Below are 19,023 nucleotides of genomic sequence, written 5' to 3' on the forward strand. Positions count from 1 at the left end.
GACGGAAAGCGCTTCCAAGATGAACTCCCGGTCACAGCGGCGGCTTGACAACATCATTAGGAGGTGGACTCCGGCTCACGCCGACCTGAACTGGGCGAACGTGACGGGGCCGGAGTGCTGGCTGCTGGACTGGGAGGACTGGGGGATGGCACCGCGTGGCCTGGACTCCGCCACCCTGTGGGCCAGCTCCCTTACGATCCCGTCGCTGGCCGACCGTGTCCGGCACGAACGCCGACACGACCTGGAGAGCAGGGACGGCCAGCTGATGGGCCTGTTTGCCTGCGCGAACCTTCTCGCCTACCCCGATGATGCGAATCCCCGGCTGAACCCCGCCCGGCGGGAAGCCGATCGACTGCTGGCCGAGCTCGGAACCTCGGCCTCCTCAGCACAGGGCTCCCAAGCCTCATGACAGCTCGATACACAAGGCGCGGCGGTGACCACTCCTTCCGCGCACGCAGGAAGGCGCCTTGATGAAGCTCCGTACGGTCCGGCAGACCAGCGTCACGCTCCCCGCGCTCGACGATCCCGGCCTCCGACTAGTCACGGTTACATCCCTGGACGGTCCTGTCCGACGGGCCGTGGAGTTCTCTTACGCCGACGCGAGCCTGCGGGAGCTGAGCCTGGCCGACACACATCTCCTCGACGGCTGGGTCCTGCGGCTACGGACTCAGCGAACCGTGCTCGAGAACCTGCGCGCCGATTCGGTGGAGTTCTCCGAGTGCGAGCTGTCCTCGCTGCGCTGCTCCGGCGGGAAGCTCTCCCGTGTCGTCTTCTCCGAATGCAAGATCATGGGTGGCGCCTTCGAAGACATCACATTCGAGAACGTGCTCTTCGATAAGTGCAGGCTCGACTACACGACGTTCAGCAGGGTCCGCGCCGCCGGCCCAGTGGTCTTCTCGGGCTGCTCGCTGCACGAGGCCACGTTCGCCTCGTGCGACCTTGGGTCCGCGGCCTTCGACACCTGCACGATGGAGAAGACCGAGTTCGACAGCGGCCGGTACGCGGGCTTCGACCTGCGTGGCAACGATCTCTCAGCCGTGCGCGGGGTGAGCAGCCTCCGCCGCGTGATCATCGACCGGCCACAGGTCCTCCAGCTCGCCCAGGCCCTGGCGGAGGACTTGGACGTGACCTTCGGCGAAGACCTTCAGGGCTGACCCGACAGCCACGGGGACCGCGCCCATGGTGTGACGGCGATCTCGCAGTGGGCTTACAGCCCTGCCTCGGTGATGCCTCGGCGGTCCGCCCATGCCTGAGCCGCTTCCGCCATGGCCCTGAGCCATGCCTGATCGGGACGCTGGTCGGCGATAGCACGGTGCATTCGCAGGTCGGCCGCGGCGAACACGTCGATCGCTTTGGGGTCCGCGTTCGCCCACGCGGTACAGCGGGCCGCCCACCCTTCGGCGGACTCGGGGCTGTGGCCGACTGACACCAGTTGCACGACGAAACAGGCCGGGTCGATGAACGCTGCCCCGCGTGTGGGCCATGACCAGTCGATAAGCCATGCACCCGCATCCCCTACCACCAAGTTGGACGGGTTGATGTCGGTATGCAGCAGAGCGTCACCACGGAGGAACGTCAGCTCGTCTTCGCTGCTGACGTAGGCGTCCCACCGGTCTTCCCCCCATCCCCGTGCGACGTCGGGCAACTCCAGGCTCGCCGCACGGTTGAGAAGGTCCACGGCGATATGGAGGTCCGACGAGTCGGGCTCGAAGTCAAGGCCGCGCCCGTCGATGACTTCGAACCCGAGGATGATCCACCCGGCGTCGTCGTGTACTTGAAAGCCCGCCTGGCCTAAACCGCCCTCACCCAGAGGGGCAACCGCTACTTATCGTCTTCGGCGAGGAGCTTCAGGACTGAATTCGAAGGGCTGCGGGGACGGTAGCGACGCTGTTGTCCTCGTTGTCCAGCCATACGTGCTGTCCTTCGCGGGTCACTGTAAGCCCGGCGCGGTCGCGTTCCGGCCGGCCGCGATCCACCCACTTCTGGTAGGCGGCTTCGACTTCGTCCCACAGACAGCGGGGTCCATACTGCTCGACCTCATACTCGGTCTGCCCCGGGACATACTCGGCGGTGGCCCAGGAGGAGCGGTCGGCAGAGAACAGCCACAGGGTGGCCTCCTCGGAGCCGTCGTCGGCCTCACCGACCCGGTGCCAGGCGTCGCGGACGGTGGTATCGATCCAGAAGAGGGCGTCGGCGTCGCCGCTGATCTCGCGGGGAGAGACGTGAGTGCGGCTGAGGGTGCCGTCGTCCTCGTGATGGTAGAAGTCGCGCTGCCGTCCTCCCTGGGGGAGCTGGGTGCGGGTGCGCATGAAGGCGGGATAGCCGACGAAGCGCCCGGAAGCCCGGCCGTCGTGCACGTCGAGGACGGCGAAGCTGTAGTGGTAGATCCCTCCGCCCCACGGGGCGACAATTCGCCCGCCGTCGATGGTCTGCTCGACCCAGGCGTACGGGATGTCCGCGACGGTGAACGTTGCGATGGTCCGGTCGTACGGGCCACCGTCCGGTGTACCGTTCTCGGCGTTCCCGCACAGCGCCCGCGGAGTGAAGCCCGCCTTGGCAAGGTTGGCTTCAGCCTGCTTGGCGACAACAGGGTCGACGTCCATGGTGGTCACATAGTCGGACCCGAGACGGTGACACAGCCAGGCCGCGTTGTACCCGGTGCCCGCGCCCGCCTCGAAGACCCGTTGGCCCTCACGGGTGTCGAGCAGATCGAGCATCTGAAGCATGATCGTCGGCATGGAGCTGGACGAGGTCGGCCGTTGGTAGGCGTCCTCGCCGAGGTCCTGGCCCTCGTTGATCTGGGTGATCAGGGGCAGGTCGGCGTAGACAGCCCAGGCCCACCGTTTCGGGGTGTGAGTACGGTCGATGGTCCGGTCGTCGGCCTCGATGACGCCGGGGAGGAACAGCTCCCTCGGCACCTCGGCCACGCTGTCCGCCCAAGGGGAGCCGGGCCGGAGCGCGCCCTTGTTCGTGAGGATCTGCACCAGGCGTTCCGGTGTGCTCATCGCGGGCTCACTTCTTCGGCGGGTTCGTGACGGGCTTGGTCCACTGCCCGTCGCTTTCCTTCTTCGACTGGTTCTTGTCGCCTTCCTCCCCGTCCTTGCCGTCACCGTGCTTACCCATGAGGTGTGCCTCCTGATCTCTCGGGCTCGCTAGGCCGACAGGCCACTGGTGTTGGGTTGGGGCGTTCATGGGGCAGTTGGGGTGCGCCATTCGTCTTCGAGGATGGAGTAGGTGATGGAGTCGCGCCATTGTCCACGTACATGGACGTGGTGGCGGATGCGGCCTTCCTCGGTGAGGCCGACGCGGAGAAGGACTTTGGCAGAGGCATCGTTGGCCGGGGACCGGGCGGCCCAGATGCGGTGGAGTTTGAGGGTGTCGAAGCCGAGGGAGAGCAGTGCTCGGACGGTTTCGGTGCCGTAGCCGGTGCCCCAGGTGTCGGGGCGCAGGGCGAATCCGATGGTTGCGGCCTGTTGAGGTTCAGTGGCGAGGCGTGCGAAACCGATCAGTTCGCTGTCCGCGCGGCGGATTACAGCAAGGCCGTATTCGCTGCGTGGGGTCGTGGTTGCGGATTCGACGGTCCGGGTGATGAGCTGGGCCACTTGGTCGCGTGTGCGAGGCTCGAAGGAGAGGTGGCGGGTGGCGTCGGGGTCACCGTAAATGGCGTGGACCGGGTCCACGTCGTCCGTGGTGAGTTCGCGCAGCGCCAGGCGGGGGCTGGAGTAGCTGACCGGGTACATGCTCAAGGACTCTACCGAGAGCGTTCACAGGTGCAGGGCTGGTACGGGCGTGGAGGTGAACAGCTCGATTTCGGCTCGCAGTTGTCTGGCCTGGGGGCTGGAGCGGACGGCTGTGGTGCGCAGGGCGCCGTGGACGCGCTGGGTGCTGATGATGATTCCGGCGTTGCGCTGGTCGGGGGGCAGGTCGAGGACGGGACGGACTGCGTCGGCGGCGCCGTCGAGGCTGCCAGTGGCGATTCTGGCCAGGGCCAGGTTGGTGCAGGCTCCGGCTTCGTCGCCGAAGGCCCATTCTTCCGGGGGCGCGTCGCGGTAGGCGCGGACGGCTGCCTTGGCGTGTTCTTCTGTGCGGGTGTCGGGCTGGCCGAGGAGGACTTCGGCCTCGGCGGTGTAGTAGAGCTGGCGGGGGCGAGGGAAGGTGAGGATGCCGCCGATGTCGTCCAGGTCGTCGCCGGTGACGTATTCGCGGGCGTCGGTAGCGTGCCGGTTGGCCCGGTGGACGGATTCGCCGTCGCCAAGGAGGGCGTGCGCGCGGGCTTCGAGGCTGGCCAGCCACACGCCGACAGTGCCGGTGGTGCGGGGTGCGGTGGCGGCTCCACTCGCGGCGTAGCCGACGGCGTCGGTGGGGCGGCCGGCCCAGTAGCTGATCAGGGACTGCAAACCGCGAGTCCAGGCGCGCATGGCCGGGTGGTCGGCCTGGTCGGCGCAGACGTAGGCGGCCCGTGCCTGACGCATGGCCGACTGCGGGTCACCGAGGTCGTGGGCGGCCTTGGCGAGCATGCCGGAGGACATAGCAGCCATCAGGTGCAGGTCGCGGGCATGGCCGGGTCGCATACGGTGATCTTCCAGGAGGCGGAAAGTGAGGTCCTGGACTTCGATGAGATCGCCGAGGATGGAGTTCAGGGGCACCCGGGGGTAGGCCCCGGCGATACGCCGGACCTCTTCGGTGACGTGAGCCAGAGTCTCCGGCCCGATCTGGTTGCTCTCCGCCGCTACAGCGAACCTCAGGGCCCGATTGGCTGCCATGGCAACCTGCCTTCCCATCTCATGAACTTCCGCACCTGTGACGGCGCGGTGATCGGTGAACATGGCGCCCGCCCGGCGGGAGGGGCGCAGCACTGCCGGGGTCGTTGCGTCCTGGAGGGCCGGTCCGAGCAGGTCTTCGACGGGGTAGCCGAAGAGGTGTACCAGAACGCGGCGGGCATCGGGGATGGGCATGACATTGCCCGCGTACCACCGCTCGAAGGTGCGCTCGCCCAGAGTCAAGGAGACCAGGTGCGGACTGCCCTCCAACTCCGCCAACTCCCGGGCCGCCTTCTCGTACTGGGCTCTGAAGGTGGGGTAGGACTGCCAGTTCCGCTCACCGATGAGCACCCGAAGCAGTGTTCGCATCGCTCTCCCATCCCATGTGCCCGACACCTCCTTCTCGACGTTAGAACGTCAGCACGCTCGACGAGAGGGGAAGACGCCGGTCGGCCGAAGATGACGGTCCGATGGCGGCCCGATGGCGGCGGCGCGTCACCGTGAGCGCGGAAGGCGACGGTCCGCTGACGGTGGAGATGCCAGCCGCTCCTCGCCACGCTCATGGTCTGCGTTTCCGAGAGTGCCGACCACCACCCATCCAGGAAGCCGTTCGCCCTATCCGGCAGCTGCGCCTCCTTTGCACTGGAGAACACCTGATGACCACGGATGTACGACCCCAGGTCCACCGGGGCGAACCTGCCCCGGGCGGCCGCCGTCAGGCAAAGCCGAAGTTCACTCCGCGGCAACTGCTCTCCCGGCTCCTCACGGTCGGCCGTCCGGGAGGCGCAGCCAGTCCGGGGGAAGACCGGACATGACGAGCCACGTGGCGGCCTGCCCCGTCCCGGGCCCGGACAACTCACGCTTGTCCCGAGTCCCTCCCGCTCTGCGCAAACGCCCGCGGCTGCCGGTGCGTCGGCAGCAGTCGGTGAGCGTGGTTCCCCACGAGATCGCCCTCCAAAATGCCCGCCACGGGGTGACGGCCCTGCTGTTCAGCTGGGGGCTGACTTGCAAGGACGTGGTGGACAGGGTGGAGCTGATCGTCTCGGAACTCCTCACCAACGCCCTGCTGCACACGATTCCCGTGCCGGGAGACGAGATCGGGCTGAGCGTGGCGGAGGCCGACGGGGCGGTGCTGATCGAGGTCGAGGACGGCGGAGGACCGACCGCACCCGCCATCCGCCCCCGGGCCGAGGACGAATGCGAGCACGGCCGCGGCCTTGCCCTGGTCGAGGCCATGGCCGACTCGTGGGCCTGGCGCACCCTGCCCAACGGGCGCCGGTCGACCTGGGCGTACGTGTCCGCAACACCGGAGGGCGATACGCGGTGAGTGCGGAACACGACCTGCCGCTGCCCTTTGCGACCTCACCGGTCGACACCGGGCAGCTGGAGCGGATCTGGGATGGCCTCCACCGCGACGGCCCTGGCTTTCAGGACAGAGGCAGAGTCTGCGAGAACCTGCTGTCCACACCACCGGCGCCGGTCGCAGGTGAGCTGGGCAACTCTGCGCGGTCGGGGCGCCACGCAGTCGTACGCACCCGTGGCACCCACCGCAAGGCAGGCCGCGTTCGCCTGGTCCGCCGGATCGCCGCGACCGCTGTGGTCCTCGCGGTGATCGCCGTCCCGGCCGGGATGACCCCGAGCCGGACTGGTTCCAGGTCCCCGCCAGTCGGCGCTCGCGCCACTGCCACCTCACCCCCGGCGGCGTGTTCGGGGACACCGACCGCCGGGCCATCCAGCTACTGGCCCAGGCCAACAAGGGCCCTGTCCGACCACCTTCCCGTCGTGCTCGACATCGCCCCACCCGCACCGTGACCCGGACAGCTCCTCCGGCCGCGCCGGATGTCCCCGCGCTCCCCTCTGCCCGTCTCTCCCGGAAGTCGACCCATGCCCGCCACGCACGCACACGCAGATGTCACCGTTCCTCCTGGTTTCGTCCTCGCCTCGCTCGTACCCGCCACCGAGTACAAGGCGCTTACAGCCAGCACGTTCCTCACCCCGGAGCTGCTGACCGCGATCACGCTGATCGCCCTGGGCCGGACGCGGCAGCAGACCGCGACGGCCCTGGGAATCACGCTGGGGGCGCTGGACCGTCTTCTGATCAAGGCCACCACGGCTCTCGGCTGCCGTAGCCGGATGCCCCTCCTGGTCCACACCGCCTACGGCCACAGCGACTACCCCACGCCGGGCGAGCTGGGCGACCCGGCTCCGGACCTCAATTCGGACGAGTGGATGGTCCTCCTCGCCCACTCCGGCGGATTCACGTTCAAGCACCTCAGCCAGGCCCGCAAGCTCTTGCTCTTCGACCTGACGGACATCAACCGGAGCCTGCTGGCCAAGCTCGACGCTCTCACCCCCGCTCACGCCGTCCGTCACGCCTGGCAGTACGGCTTGTTCCCCCGCGAGTCCGGTCAGGTCACCAACAGGCCGGTGGCAGAGGGAAGTACGCCGTGAGCGCCGCCGGGCCGGTGAGTTTGGTCGTGGCCGTGCGCGACAAGAACGGCGGGCATCAGCGCCGCAACCGGGCAGTGGGTTCTGATCACCGACCCGCACGCGCGGCCGACCCCCGGGTGGATGCGCGCCATGGTCATCGCGCTGACGCACAGCGGTGCGGGCCTGGCCGGTGGCCAGGTCGTGCCTCAGTTCACCGCCGCACGCGCCCCGGTGGTGCCGCCCGCGGTGCTGCGGCTGTTCACCCCCACGTGCTGGCCCGAGTCCGCTTGCGAGCTGGCGCCCCCGTGGTGGGTGGCCGGCTGCAATCTGGGGATGCGCCGCAGTGCGGGGCTGCGGTTCGATACCCGATTCGGTCGTCAATTCAACTGCGCGGAGCTGGAGATGACCGTACGGGCCCAGTGGGCCGGGGAGTTCGTCATCGTCGCGCCCGATGCCGTGGTCCGCCGGGCCGTCCACCCGTACGACCTGACCCTGCGGGCCGTGGGGGCGCGGGCATGGTGGCACGGGGTGTCGATCGCCCGGCTGATGCACATCCACCCGTACGCCGACATCGGCGACACCTACCGGCTGCGCGACACCGTGCTGCCGTACCAACTGCTCACCCGCACCGGCCTCCTGTCCGCTTCGGTGGACGTGATCCGGTATCTCGGCTTGCAGGCTGAACGGTGGCGGGTGCGTCCAAGAGCGTGCGGTCCTTCGCGGGAGAGAAGCGGAGGCCGCGAGCACCCCCGGCCCGGTGCGGCGCGCCTGCGGGCGCAGGGCCTCCTCCGCCGCGCTGCAAGAGGCAGCGGGGGTGCATCAGGTGATCGTTCCCGGTAGCAACGCAAGCCCCGGATCGGGTGACCGGACACGGCGGAGTGAATCGCACAAGCGCCGACCGGCCCCGGCCCAGAGCCTGCGGGGCGATTGACACCCGATCGAATTTTCGCTCGACAAAACCCTCATCGGAAGCCGTGACGACCCCCAACGGGGGTCGTTTTCCCGATCACTCGTCCGATCCGCTCGTCAACGAGGAGGCGTAGTGCATCACCACAACGACCGGCTCACGAATGCCACGGGGGTGCGTTTGCGATTCGAACACGGCCGGACATCTGGCCGCCATGCTCGAACGGTCACGGGGAGGCGGGCATGACGCAGCTGCCGCGCTACCGGCTGGTGGTCGACGTGCTGGTGCTGATGGTCCGTGACGACGGGCGGGTCCTGCTGCTCCGCCGGGCGGGCAGGGTGTACGCCTCCGGGCTGCTGTGCCCGCCCGGCGGGCACCTGGAGGAGGACGAGCCTGTCACCCAGGGAGCTCTGCGCGAGGTCGCCGAGGAGGTCGGGGTCACGATCGCGCCTGCAGATCTGGAGTTCTGCCACGTCATCCACCACCGCAGCCCCGAGGGCGAGGGCCGCATGGGGATGGTGTTCACCGCGCAGCGGTGGTCGGGCCACCCGTTCATCCGTGAGCCGGAGAAGTGCTCGCAGTTGGTGTGGGCGGATCCCGCGCGGCCACCGGCGGACTGCGTGCCGTACACCGCCGCCGTCCTGAAGCAGTTTTGCGCCGGGGACCTGCTGTCCGAGCACGGCTGGCCAATGGGAGGGGCGGCGTGAAGACGACGAAGCGGATGAGGGCGACCACGGCACCGGGTGAGAAGGCCGAGGGGTCGCCGTCGGAGAAGCTGCTGTTCGGCGGGCCGCTGGTCTACTCGGCGAAGTGGGCCGACTACCGCAACGCCTACTTCGAGATGTCGCTGTGGGCGATGGCTCTGCGCCTGCCCCGGCTCGTGGCGTTCACGGCGAGGCTGGCGTGGCGTGCCGAACGCCGAGCCCTGTGGACGGTCGGCATCGGGGAGCTGGTCCGCGGGGTCAGCCAGGCCATCGGTCTGATCGCCATCAACGCCGTCCTCACGGCCGTGCTGGCCAACGGCGCCATCGGGCACCGGATGCAGTCCGCGGTCCCCGCGATGATCGGCGTGGCCGCCACCGGCATCGTCGGGGCCCTGGCCAACGCGGCGTCCACCTCGGGCTCCGGCCGGCTGGGGCCGAAGGTGGAGCGGGTCGCCACCGAGATGTACCTGTCGCACGTGATCGACGTGGAGCTGGCGGCCGTCGAGGACGCCGCCTTCCAGCGGCTGATGGACTCGGCACAGTACGGTGCCCAGACGTCCCGGCGTATGGTCAGCGCCTGCACCGGGGTCATCGGCTCCTTGGTCAGTTTCGTGGCCGCCGCCGGGGTGCTCACCGTCCTGCACCCCGCCCTGCTGCCGCTGCTGGTGCTGATGACCGTGCCCCGCTCCTGGGCATCCCTGCAGAACAGCCGCGCGAAGTACGGTTCCTACCTGCGGTGGATGGAGCACTCGCGGGCCGGGCGGCTGCTGAGCCAGACTCTGGTGCGCACCGGCCCGGCGCCGGAGATCCGCGTCCACGGCGTCGGCCCCTTCCTGTTGGAGCACTTCCGGCAGATGTCGCAGGCGTCCGAGATCGAGCAGGCCCGTCTCGCGGCCGACGCGGCACGGGTCCGCCTGGTGGCCTCCGCCTTCACCGGCCTCGCCGCTCTCCTGACCTATGCGGCGCTCGCCGGGCTGCTCGTCACCGGCGTGATGGCCCTGTCCGTCGCGGGCACCGCCGTCCTGGCCGTCCGTACCGGCGGGCAGAGCCTGTCCACCCTCGTCCTCCAGGTCAACAACCTCTACGAAGAGGCCTGTTACGTCCAGGACCTGGAGCGGCTCTTCGTCGACGCGAAGCAGTGGGCGATTCCCGACGGCGGCCGACCGGTCCCCGACAAGCTGGAGCTGATCCGCTTCGAGAACGTCACCTTCACCTACCCCGCCGACAACGACGACGAGCCGGGCAAGGAGCCGGAGGCGGAGCGGCCGGCGCTGACAGGGGTGAGCCTGGACATCCCGACTGGGAAGATCATCGCGTTCGTGGGCGAGAACGGCTCGGGCAAGACCACCATCTCCAAGCTGCTGGCCGGGCTCTACCAGCCGGACAGCGGGCGCATCCTGTGGGACGGCGTCACGGCCGGCGAACTCGACCGGGCGCAGGTGTTCGCGCAGTTCGCGATGGTCAGCCAGGACTTCCATCGCTGGCCGTTCACGGCCCGTATGAACGTGGCCATCGGCCGCCCCGACCGCCCCACGGACCAGCGGGCGCTGGAGCAGGCCGCCGCGCACGCGGGAGCCGACACGGTCGTCGAAGAGCTGCCCCATGGCTGGGACACCCTGCTGAACAAAGGCTACAAGGGCGGGCACCAGATCTCCGGCGGGCAGTGGCAGCGCCTGGGCATCGCCAGGGCCCGGTACCGCTCCGCGCCGATCCTCATCGTCGACGAACCCACCTCCGCCCTCGACGCGCGCGCGGAGCAGGACGTCTTCGAGCAGATCCGCAAGCTCGCCGACACCGGCCAGACGGTCGTCCTGATCACCCACCGCCTCGCCTCCGTGAAGTACGCCGACCTGATCCACGTCCTCGAACACGGAGAGCTCCGCGAGTCCGGCACGTTCGAGGAGCTGCTGGCCCCGTCGTCCGCCGGGGTGTTCCGCGAGCTGTACGAGATGCAGGCCCGGCAGTACCAGGAAGCCCCCGTGCCGGGGCCACGGCGCCCGGCCGACGACGCGGTGAAGAACGGCGACCAGCGGTGAGCGGCGCCCCGGCGGGAAGGAGCCTGTGGCGGCACGGGGACTTCGTCCGCTACTGGTCCGCGTGCGCGATCGACATTACGGGCAGCGGCGTCACCACGGTCGCTCTGCCGCTGATCGCCGTGGTCTCCCTGCACGCCACCGTGTGGGAGGTGTCGCTGCTGTCGTTCGCCGAGCGGCTACCGCCCTTGCTGGTGGCTCTTCCCGCCGGGGCGCTCGCCGACCGGCATCGCAAGCGCCCCATGATGATCGGCGCGGTCCTCGTCTGCGGCGCCGCGTTCGCCGCCGTCCCGCTCGCGGACGCCTCCGGCCACCTGTCACTGGAGCTGCTGTACGCGGTGGCGCTGGTGACCTCGGCCGCCGGTCTCATCGGGTCCACCCCACGCATCAGCTACCTGCCGTCCCTGCTGCCCGGCGAGCGGCTGCTGGAGGCGAACGCGAAGGTCGGCGCAGTCTCCTCCCTGGCCGACAGCGCCGGTGCCCAGCTCGGCGGCGCGGTCGTCGCCGCCCTCGGGGCCGCCCGCGCCGTCTGCTTCGACGTCGCCTCCTACCTGGCTTGTGCGTTCCTCCTCGGCAGCATCCGCACCCCCGAACCAGTCCCCGACAGCTCCGCACGGCAAGGGTCGCTGCGCCGCGAGATCGCGGAAGGCGTGACGTACGTGCTGGGGCACCCGACGATCCGGCCGCTGCTGATGACCGGCACCGCCTACACGGGGGTCTTCGCCTTCCTGACCACCTTGTGGGATGTGTACCTGCTGCGCGAACTGCACGGCACCGCGGCCGTCTTGGGCATGTTGCTGAGCGTGGCGGCTCTCGGCGGGGTCGCAGGCGCGCTCGCTGTCCGCCGGCTCGTGGACCGGTACGGTCCGGCCCGCGTCATGCTCGCCGCCCTGGCCGTCACCCCCTTCACCGAACTGCCGCTCCTGCTCGCCTCGCCCGGTCGCACCGGCCAGGCCGCCATCGCCGCGGGCATGTTCGTCCAGATGGCGTGCGCCACCGCGCAGGGCTCCACCCAGCGCAGCATCCGCCAAGCCGTGTGCGATCCCGGCATGCAGGGCCGCATGCTCGCCACCGGCCAATGGATCACCTATGGCACCCGCCCTCTCGCAGCGCTCCTCGCCGGGGCTGCCGGCACGTGGCTCGGGCTGTGGAACACCCTCGCCCTGGGCACGCTCGCGCTCGTCATTCCCTTCTTCGTGCTGGCCTCCTCCTCGCTCCGGGCCCTGCACGAGATCCCCGCTGCCTCAGCCGCATCATGAAACCCCGCTCGTGTCCGGACAGGAGACCCAGCCCGTGATGATCGAGGACCGGCCTCCGAATCGTGGGCTCAGTAGCCCATGGCCGTGCCGTCGCGGCGCGGATCCGCGGCGCCGCGCAGAAGCCCTCCAGGGGTCACCTCGACCAGGGCCGCTCCGCTTCGCAGGGGGACCGCGGCCACGCACGGGTGACCGAGGGCGGTGAGCCGCGGCAGGAAGCGTTCGGCGGCTGTTCCCCGTTCGACGTCGGACCGTACGTCCGGCTGTCCGCCGCAGTCCGCGACGGTCGTCTGGCCGCTGATGTGGCTCTGCCCCAGGGCCTCCTGCGGGTTCATGCCGTAGACGATGGTGCCGAGGATCTGCTGGGCGACATAGTCCGGGATGGGGTTGCCCCCGGCCGAGCCCGCGACCAGGCGGAGCTTGTCGCCGGGGTCGAGGACCAGGGTGGGGGCCATGGACGTGACGGGCCGTTTGTTCGGCTCCATGGCGTTGGGGCGGCCGGCGGCGGGGGTGCGGGAGAAGTTGGTGAGTACGTTATTGAGGATGATCCCGCGCGCTTCCATGCCGGCCCCGAAGTTCATGTTGACCGTGGTGGTCATGGACATGGCATTGCCGTAGGCGTCCACGATGCTGACCTGGCTGGTCGCGTCGTTGCCGATCGAGGCGTCGGAAAGGCCCGGCGGCAGGCCGGGGCGGACCGGGTGTACCGCGGTCGTGCGTGAGATCCGGGCGGCGCGCCGGTCGAGGTAGGCGGGATCGCGCAGGGCGGCCAGCGGTACGTGAGTGAAGGCCGGGTCGCCGGTGTAGGCGCGGGCGTCGACGTCGGCCAGTCGGCTCGCCTCGATGGCGAGGTGGGCCTGGTCGGCGGTGTCCGGCGCGAGTTCGGCGATGCCCTTGCGCTCGGCGAGGGCCAGCAGGGTCAGGACGTCGATGCCGCCGTACGAAGGGGGTGGTGCCGTGCACAGACGGTGCCCGAAGACGCCGCCGCACAGCGGGGTGCGTTCATGGGAGCGGTACCCGGCGAAGTCCTTCACCGTCATCAGGGAAGGGATCACCGCGGGGCCGTGGCTGTCGCTGCGCGCCTTGAAGTGGCCGGCACGCACGCGGGCCACGACCGCCGGGGCGATGGTTCCGGCAGGGTCGTAGAAGGCATCGGGGCCGCCCGCCGCGACCTCGCGCAGCACCTGCGCGAGCTCGCGGTTGACCACCTTCGCGCCCACCGGCTTGGGCTTGTCACCGTCGCAGTAGCGCGCTCGCACATCGGGGTGGAGGCAGCCCTCACGTGTCATGTCGTGCAGGTATGGGCTGACGGGGAAACCCTGCGTGGCCAGCCCGTCCGCCGCGCTGAAGAGCGTGCTCCAGGGCCGGTTGCCGTACGCGCGGTGCACCTGGCCGAGGACGCGTACGGTGCCGGGCACGCCCACGGCCCGGCCGGTGTGCTCGACGCTTTCGTCGAAGGCACGGACGTGGTGACCTTGCTGCTCGGCGGCAGTGGGCACGCCCAGCCCCTCGGTGACGACCGCCGGCGCCTGGGAGAGCCCTTCGAAGAACCGGACGCGGTGTCTGCCGCTGTCCCAGTAGGTGATCTGCGAGCCGCCTCCCAGGCCGGAGGACTGGGGTTCGACCACCGCCAGGACCGCCTGTACGGCGACGGCCGCGTCGGCGGCGCTGCCGCCGTCACGGAGCACTCTGCAGCCGGCCGCGGCCGCCGACGGACTGGCAGCCGCGACCATGAACCTCTCCCCCCGAGCCGACCCGGCAGGACCCGGCCCGCATCCCGGCCGGCCCGTCGCGGAGAAGGCGGACACAAGGGAAACCGGGCTGCTGCGGAGCACATGAGGGGCTCCCACACCCGGCGTGAGCAGCGGGCAGGCGAGCAGGCCGACGACCAGGAACAGGGCAGCGCGCGTACGGCGATGAGCGGTCACGCCCAAGTGGATACCCAACTCCGCCAACGGCCCCACGCCTGCCTCGAATCACCGGAATGCACAACCGAGTTGGCGGCGGTGGACTAACGTTCGAGACCGGTCACCGGGAGGGGTACAAGTGAAGAAGAGAAGACTGGCGAGTCTGCGTCGGGCGGTCTGCCTGGCCGCGGTGCTCTCGGCGCTCGGAGCGGGGACAGCGGTCGCCGCATCGCCGCCGCACCCGACCGAGGTGGGCACGACAGCCGTCGGCGGGTCACCGGGGTCGGTGGCCGTGAGCCCTGACGGGAGCCAGGCGTTCGTCATGATCGACGACAGCGACAAGGACGGCCCCACCGCGCTGGTGAAGGTTGTCGACACCGGCACCGGCGCCGTCAAGGCCACGCTCCCGCTGCCCAGGAGTAACGCCCTCATGGCCGGCCAGGTGACGGTCAGCCGGGACGGCAAGCGGGCCTACGCCCTGGCCGCGCAGACAGTGACGGTCATCGACGCTGTCGCCGACACCGTGCTCCGCACCTTCGCCGTCCCCGACCAGCCGCGCCCGGCGGGCTGGGCGCCGGGCCTGCTGAAGTCGGTGGCCGTGAGCCCGGACGGCGCGTCGCTCTACGTCAGCCAGGACGGGGCGAGGACCTACCGCCAGGGCGGTCCGAGCCGGGTCATGGTGTTCGCCGCGGCGACCGGGGCCTGCACCGGCTCGGTGAACATCGACAACCAGTACGTGAACGACGTCCTCGTCCACCCGGGCGGGAAGGACGTCTACGTCAGCGGCGGCGCCGGGCTGGTGCACCTCGACGTCGCGGCCACCCCGCCCACCGTGGTGCGCACGGTTGTCCAGCCGCCCGGCGAGAGCGGCACGAGCGGTGCGACGATCAGCGCGGACGGCAGCAGGATCTACGACGTCGTCAACAACCTCGGCCATGTCCGAGTGATCAGCACGGCCGACGACGGCACACTGGCCACGATCGCGGTCGTGCAGGGTTACTCCGACCTGCGGAACCCGATGCTGAGCCACGACGGCACCAGGCTTTACGTCGTCAAGAACGACATCGACGGACCCTCGGTGGCGGTGGCCGACACGGCCACCCGCACGCTCCTCGACCCGCTCGCCGACGTCGACGCCACCGACGTCCGGGGCGCCGCGATCAGCGCCGACGACAGCACGCTCTATCTGGCGGGCAGCGGGGCTCTGCAGTTCCTCACGGTCCGGTAACCGGCAGCGGTCTCCCGGGGGTCCACGGCGCGCACCAGGGCGTTGTGTGCGGGCTGTCCGACCGCCCGCACAGAACTCCCGAGAGCGCTTCCGTACGCGGTGGAATTGCGCTGTTCGCGCCGGTGACGCTCGGCAACGGGGCGGGCCCAATGGTGGCGTGGACACGATTCCCGCCCATGGCACATGGGCCTCGCAGAGCCGGGCCGATGCGTTCGCAGCGCCGGACGCCGATGCCGTCGCCGAGATCGAGGAGGCCTTCACGGAGCTGTACATCGCCCCGTCCGCCTGTCCGGCCGCCCCTGTGGCCTTCTGCTTGCCCGAAGGAGCCGAATGCCTGCCGGGTATCGACGTCTGCTGCTCGGGATTCTGTTTCAAAGCCCCCGGCGAGGACAGGGGCCATTGCCACGGATGAACAGCGCGCGGGCGGAGGAGCCGTGACGGTGCAGTTGAGTCCCGGCGTCCTGCTGGAGGAAGTCGACGGCGGCGGGATACTGCTCCACTGCTCTGTCCCCACCGCCGCCTTTGTGTCCCCGACCGCGCTGAACTGGATACGCGGCGCGCCCGTCCTGCCCGACCACGAGGCCGATCACGCACGGTGTCTGGAGTCATGGCGGTCGGCAGGCCTCGTACGAGGTTCTGTCCTTCAGCCGGATGCGGAGGAGCGGGCGGGACATCGCCGCGTCGACGTCCCGCACCCGGTCCTGGTGGTGGCGTCGTCTCCTGACTGTGGCTACTGCTGGCAGCTGCGGACCGATCTGGCCGCCAATCGGACAGCTCTCGCTCATCGGGGCACGTCGGTGCTCCTCGTGGGTGAGGGCAGTCCCACGGTATCGGGTACCGCACTGGAGCCGTCCCTGATCGAGGAGTTGACCGTCTCCTGCGCTGACCTGGGTAGGGCCGGAACCCCCTCGGCGGTGCGGATGACACCCGGCGGCATCCCTCGAGTTGTTCGCGGATTCGACGCGGTGACCGCGACCCTGGTCGAGCTCGGCGGGTCGGAACCGGAACTGGTGGTCCGTGAAGTGCCGACATCCTGCTCGGTCGCGGTGAATGGCACCGCCGTCGACGCATTGGTCATCGCACAGGCCCACGGGAGAGCCGTGGGCATCGCCGCGCGGGGAGAGGAGTCCGTGCGGGTGGTGACACGCGCGGCGCGGGGATCCGGCACGAACGGTGCGGGGGGATACGTACCTGTCACCCTCCTCGTGGAACGTCCGCGAAATCTGTGGTTGGTGTTCCGAGGTGGTGAGCTGGTGTTCCGCTCCCGCAGCGCGAGCGAGACCGTGGATGTGCTCGGACGGATCGTTGCCGGGTTCGGACCGCCCGGGGTTCGGCAGTCGCAGCTGTTGTGCGGGGCGCTCGTGCACACCGAGGGACGGGCCGTGCTCTTTCCCAGGGACTGGATGTCGTATCTGGTCGAACGCGGCACTCTCCTGGCGCGGGCCGGCTGGCGGCCCTGCCCTGACCCCTTCGCCTGCCTGGAGGCAGGACCGGACGGCACGCCCGTGCTCCGCCACCCCTCGCGGGCCGGGCTTCCACAACTCACGCCCGTGGAGGGGGTGCTGGCACCACGGCCGGAGGGCCCGATGCCGGGGTTGCATCTCCGTGCGAGGCTGCTGACCCGGATCGTCAACTGGGCCGTCCGGCCCGTGACACCGGCTCAAGTCCGGACTGTCCGCACACTGGTCACCGGCCTGCCCGTACACCTCGGCACCCAGGAGGAAGCACTCGCTTTTCTCGCGCGCACTTCGGCATCCGTATGACCTGGCAGCGTGTCACCGCGGGCGGTCGGACAACTCGGCCGCGAGCAGCCACAGGAGCGCGCCCCACTTCTCAGGTTTGTCGCCCGCGCCCGCCGCTGCGTAGCCGCGTATCACGAGGCGGCGCAGCGTCCGCTCGCAGTCGGCCCGTTCCGGCCAGTCGGATGGCAGCAAGTCCACCAGGTCGCTCTGGATCTCGATCGCCCGCCGCAGCGCGTCAGGGTCGGCGAGCTTCTCGTACCCGGCGTAGAAGCGCCGGACGGCGTTGTCCAGGAACCAGATCCGCCATCCGAACGACACGGACGGCAGCGACGGGCAGGCGAGCGTGGCTTCGACAGTTTTGACCACGGCGGCGAATGTCTCCGCGGTGGGCGCTGCCTCGAACGCGTCGCATGCTTCTGCCATTTGCGCCGCGGGTGCGTCCATGGCTGCTTCGGCGTCGGCCCGGGTGGGCCTGCGGGGTGTCGGTGGGACGGGCGGCTTGAGGATCTCCGGCCAGGGCTTGGCCTCGAAGTTGTGGAGCACCCGCATGACGTCCCGGGTCATCGCGCCGGAGGTGAGGAACGTGGGCAGGTCGACGAGGCTGAAGCGGATCCTGCCGCGCTCGGCCTGAAGGGCCCGGGCCGCGCGTACGGCGGTGGTCCGGGCGGTCGGGACGATGACGACCGGCGAGGAGCACTCGGGGCGCAGTATCAGATAGGCCACTCCGTCGAGCTCGGAGTTCGCCACGGTCATCGTCACCGGCCCGCGCCGCTCGTCGAGGCCCGTGACCGGCAGTTCGACGAACAGGGCCCAGTGAGGGGTCCGGTGCTGGAGGAGGACGACGCGCCTCCGCCTGGCCAGTCGCGGGTCGTCGAGCAGGATCCCGGCGAGGTCGGCGCCGTCGCGCAGGCACAGCGTAGTGTCGTCGTCGAGTTCGTCGAGCCATTCGCGGAGCCATGGTGGTGAGAGGTGGCAGGCGCGGTTGTCCTTCCAGGGCGAGATGAACCACAGCGCCGTCTCCCCCTGGTGCAGCCACATCGGGTCGGTGCCGAGCGGTTCCACGCCCGGCACCGGGAGAGGGAGCGCGTTGTGCTGCACTTCCACGAGTGGGTAGCCGTGCAGCCCGTCGGTCGGGGGGTTCACCTCGATCATGCCGTGCGTGGACGTGGTGTAGGTGAGGAGCACCGACATCATGGCCGGTTGCAGTCCGGGCATGGTCGCCGTCGGCTGCTCCCACATCGTTTCGAGCCTGTCGCGTTCCTGCTGTGGCAGTGACGGGTCGGTGATGAGGGGGCGGATCACGTCGCGGACGAGCCCATCCAGCCATGCGGGCGACGGGGCGTCCGCCGGCACCCATCCATAGGGGAACGGCTTGCCGTCGACGCGGACTTGGTCGCAGAGGCGGGCGGCGGCGGCCGGTTCGCCGGCGGCCATGCTCCGCAGGACCTCGTCGGGCTGGTCCCTCAGGGCGCGGCACAGCGCGGGGAAGCGTCGGTCCGGGCGGTTGCGCGGGGTGTGGAACCAATGCTCGGCGCGTTCCGGCCGGTGGAGTCGCTGTGGCCGCCATGCGTCCAGGACGGGGACGGACAGCGCGAGTTTGCCGATGGTGAGGACGAGTTCGCGTTTGGTCTCCGGCGGGAGGTCCCGGGCGCACAGCCACTCCAGGGCGTCCGCGGCGTCGAGGTAGTCCCGTGGGTGCCGGGCCCGGTAGGCCGCCATCTCGGTGTCCCCGACGGTGAGGCTGGGCAGGAATGTCGCGACCGCCTCCTGGGTGAAGCGCGAGGCGAGGATCCCGGCCTCGAGCAGCCGCGCACATCGGTCGCGCAGCGGTCCGGGTGGGTAGGGGTCCAGGGCGGACGGGCTCAGGGCCAGCAGGACCCAGCCCAGCTGAGTGGATTTCAACAGCACGTCGTGCGCGGTCTCGTGCGCGAGAATCCCGTCGAGCGTGTCGCCGTGGACGATCCGGTCGATGCTGACGAGGATGCGTCCGCTCTGGCACAGCCCTGCCCAGTCCCGGCTGAACTTGAGCACGCGGGTGGCGGAGTCGGGCATGGCG

At 70.0% G+C, this 19,023-nt stretch carries 16 protein-coding genes and 1 pseudogene; 11 read left to right on the plus strand and 6 right to left on the minus strand.

Going from position 1 to position 19,023, the window contains the following annotated elements:
• Both ABD269_RS12665 and ABD269_RS12670 read left to right on the plus strand, forming a co-directional pair.
• Nucleotides 1-409 (plus strand): annotated as a pseudogene (locus ABD269_RS12665) (hypothetical protein); the annotation flags it as partial.
• Nucleotides 410-470: 61 nt separating this feature from the next.
• The gene (locus ABD269_RS12670; RefSeq protein ID WP_344117929.1) at nucleotides 471-1,154 is read left to right on the plus strand and encodes a pentapeptide repeat-containing protein; all 684 of its coding nucleotides are present in this window, start codon (nucleotides 471-473) and stop codon (nucleotides 1,152-1,154) included.
• Between the two features lie 53 nt (nucleotides 1,155-1,207).
• On the opposite strand, the gene ABD269_RS12675 is transcribed toward ABD269_RS12670, so the two are convergent.
• From ABD269_RS12675 to ABD269_RS12690, 4 genes are all read right to left on the minus strand, one after another.
• A complete protein-coding gene (locus ABD269_RS12675; RefSeq protein WP_344117930.1) occupies nucleotides 1,208-1,678 on the minus strand; it encodes a protein kinase family protein in 471 nt (156 codons plus the stop codon).
• 169 nt (nucleotides 1,679-1,847) lie between these two features.
• A complete protein-coding gene (locus ABD269_RS12680) occupies nucleotides 1,848-3,005 on the minus strand; it encodes a methyltransferase domain-containing protein (RefSeq protein ID WP_344117931.1) in 1,158 nt (385 codons plus the stop codon).
• A 183-nt stretch (nucleotides 3,006-3,188) separates the two neighbouring features.
• A complete protein-coding gene (locus ABD269_RS12685; RefSeq protein WP_344117932.1) occupies nucleotides 3,189-3,740 on the minus strand; it encodes a GNAT family N-acetyltransferase in 552 nt (183 codons plus the stop codon).
• A 24-nt stretch (nucleotides 3,741-3,764) separates the two neighbouring features.
• Entirely contained in the window at nucleotides 3,765-5,129 is a 1,365-nt protein-coding gene (locus tag ABD269_RS12690) for an NsdA family TPR-like regulatory protein (RefSeq protein WP_344117933.1), read from the minus strand.
• Between the two features lie 493 nt (nucleotides 5,130-5,622).
• Here ABD269_RS12690 and ABD269_RS12695 point away from each other — a divergent pair, with 493 nt between their 5' ends.
• From ABD269_RS12695 to ABD269_RS12720, 6 genes are all read left to right on the plus strand, one after another.
• Nucleotides 5,623-6,087, plus strand: coding sequence for an ATP-binding protein (locus ABD269_RS12695; protein WP_344117934.1), 465 nt, complete (start codon nucleotides 5,623-5,625; stop codon nucleotides 6,085-6,087).
• A 557-nt stretch (nucleotides 6,088-6,644) separates the two neighbouring features.
• The gene (locus ABD269_RS12700; RefSeq protein WP_344117935.1) at nucleotides 6,645-7,211 is read left to right on the plus strand and encodes a hypothetical protein; all 567 of its coding nucleotides are present in this window, start codon (nucleotides 6,645-6,647) and stop codon (nucleotides 7,209-7,211) included.
• Nucleotides 7,212-7,331: 120 nt separating this feature from the next.
• On the plus strand, nucleotides 7,332-8,030 hold the full coding sequence (locus ABD269_RS12705) for a glycosyltransferase family 2 protein (RefSeq protein WP_425572884.1): 699 nt from the start codon (nucleotides 7,332-7,334) through the stop codon (nucleotides 8,028-8,030).
• Between the two features lie 309 nt (nucleotides 8,031-8,339).
• Complete coding sequence (locus ABD269_RS12710; protein ID WP_344117936.1) at nucleotides 8,340-8,804, plus strand: NUDIX hydrolase; 465 nt, start codon at nucleotides 8,340-8,342, stop codon at nucleotides 8,802-8,804.
• 14 nt (nucleotides 8,805-8,818) lie between these two features.
• Entirely contained in the window at nucleotides 8,819-10,837 is a 2,019-nt protein-coding gene (locus ABD269_RS12715; RefSeq protein WP_425572889.1) for an ABC transporter ATP-binding protein, read from the plus strand.
• Entirely contained in the window at nucleotides 10,834-12,093 is a 1,260-nt protein-coding gene (locus ABD269_RS12720; RefSeq protein ID WP_344117938.1) for an MFS transporter, read from the plus strand. Before ABD269_RS12715 ends, ABD269_RS12720 begins: the two co-directional genes overlap by 4 nt.
• A 68-nt stretch (nucleotides 12,094-12,161) precedes the next feature.
• Here ABD269_RS12720 and ABD269_RS12725 read toward each other — a convergent pair whose 3' ends face one another.
• Complete coding sequence (locus ABD269_RS12725; protein WP_344117939.1) at nucleotides 12,162-13,823, minus strand: gamma-glutamyltransferase family protein; 1,662 nt, start codon at nucleotides 13,821-13,823, stop codon at nucleotides 12,162-12,164.
• A gap of 313 nt (nucleotides 13,824-14,136) precedes the next feature.
• Between ABD269_RS12725 and ABD269_RS12730 the strand changes: the two genes are divergently transcribed.
• From ABD269_RS12730 to ABD269_RS12740, 3 genes are all read left to right on the plus strand, one after another.
• Entirely contained in the window at nucleotides 14,137-15,225 is a 1,089-nt protein-coding gene (locus ABD269_RS12730) for a YncE family protein (protein WP_344117940.1), read from the plus strand.
• A gap of 157 nt (nucleotides 15,226-15,382) precedes the next feature.
• On the plus strand, nucleotides 15,383-15,637 hold the full coding sequence (locus tag ABD269_RS12735) for a hypothetical protein (protein WP_344117941.1): 255 nt from the start codon (nucleotides 15,383-15,385) through the stop codon (nucleotides 15,635-15,637).
• Between the two features lie 28 nt (nucleotides 15,638-15,665).
• Entirely contained in the window at nucleotides 15,666-16,988 is a 1,323-nt protein-coding gene (locus ABD269_RS12740; RefSeq protein ID WP_344117942.1) for a hypothetical protein, read from the plus strand.
• A gap of 12 nt (nucleotides 16,989-17,000) precedes the next feature.
• On the opposite strand, the gene ABD269_RS12745 is transcribed toward ABD269_RS12740, so the two are convergent.
• Nucleotides 17,001-19,019 carry a hypothetical protein gene (locus ABD269_RS12745; protein WP_344117943.1) on the minus strand — a complete coding sequence of 673 codons (2,019 nt, stop codon included), beginning with the start codon at nucleotides 19,017-19,019 and terminating at the stop codon, nucleotides 17,001-17,003.
• Nucleotides 19,020-19,023 lie beyond the last annotated feature (4 nt).

The sequence above is a fragment of the Streptomyces blastmyceticus genome, assembly GCF_039521185.1.
In the GTDB taxonomy this organism is placed as follows: Bacteria; Actinomycetota; Actinomycetes; order Streptomycetales; family Streptomycetaceae; genus Streptomyces; species Streptomyces blastmyceticus.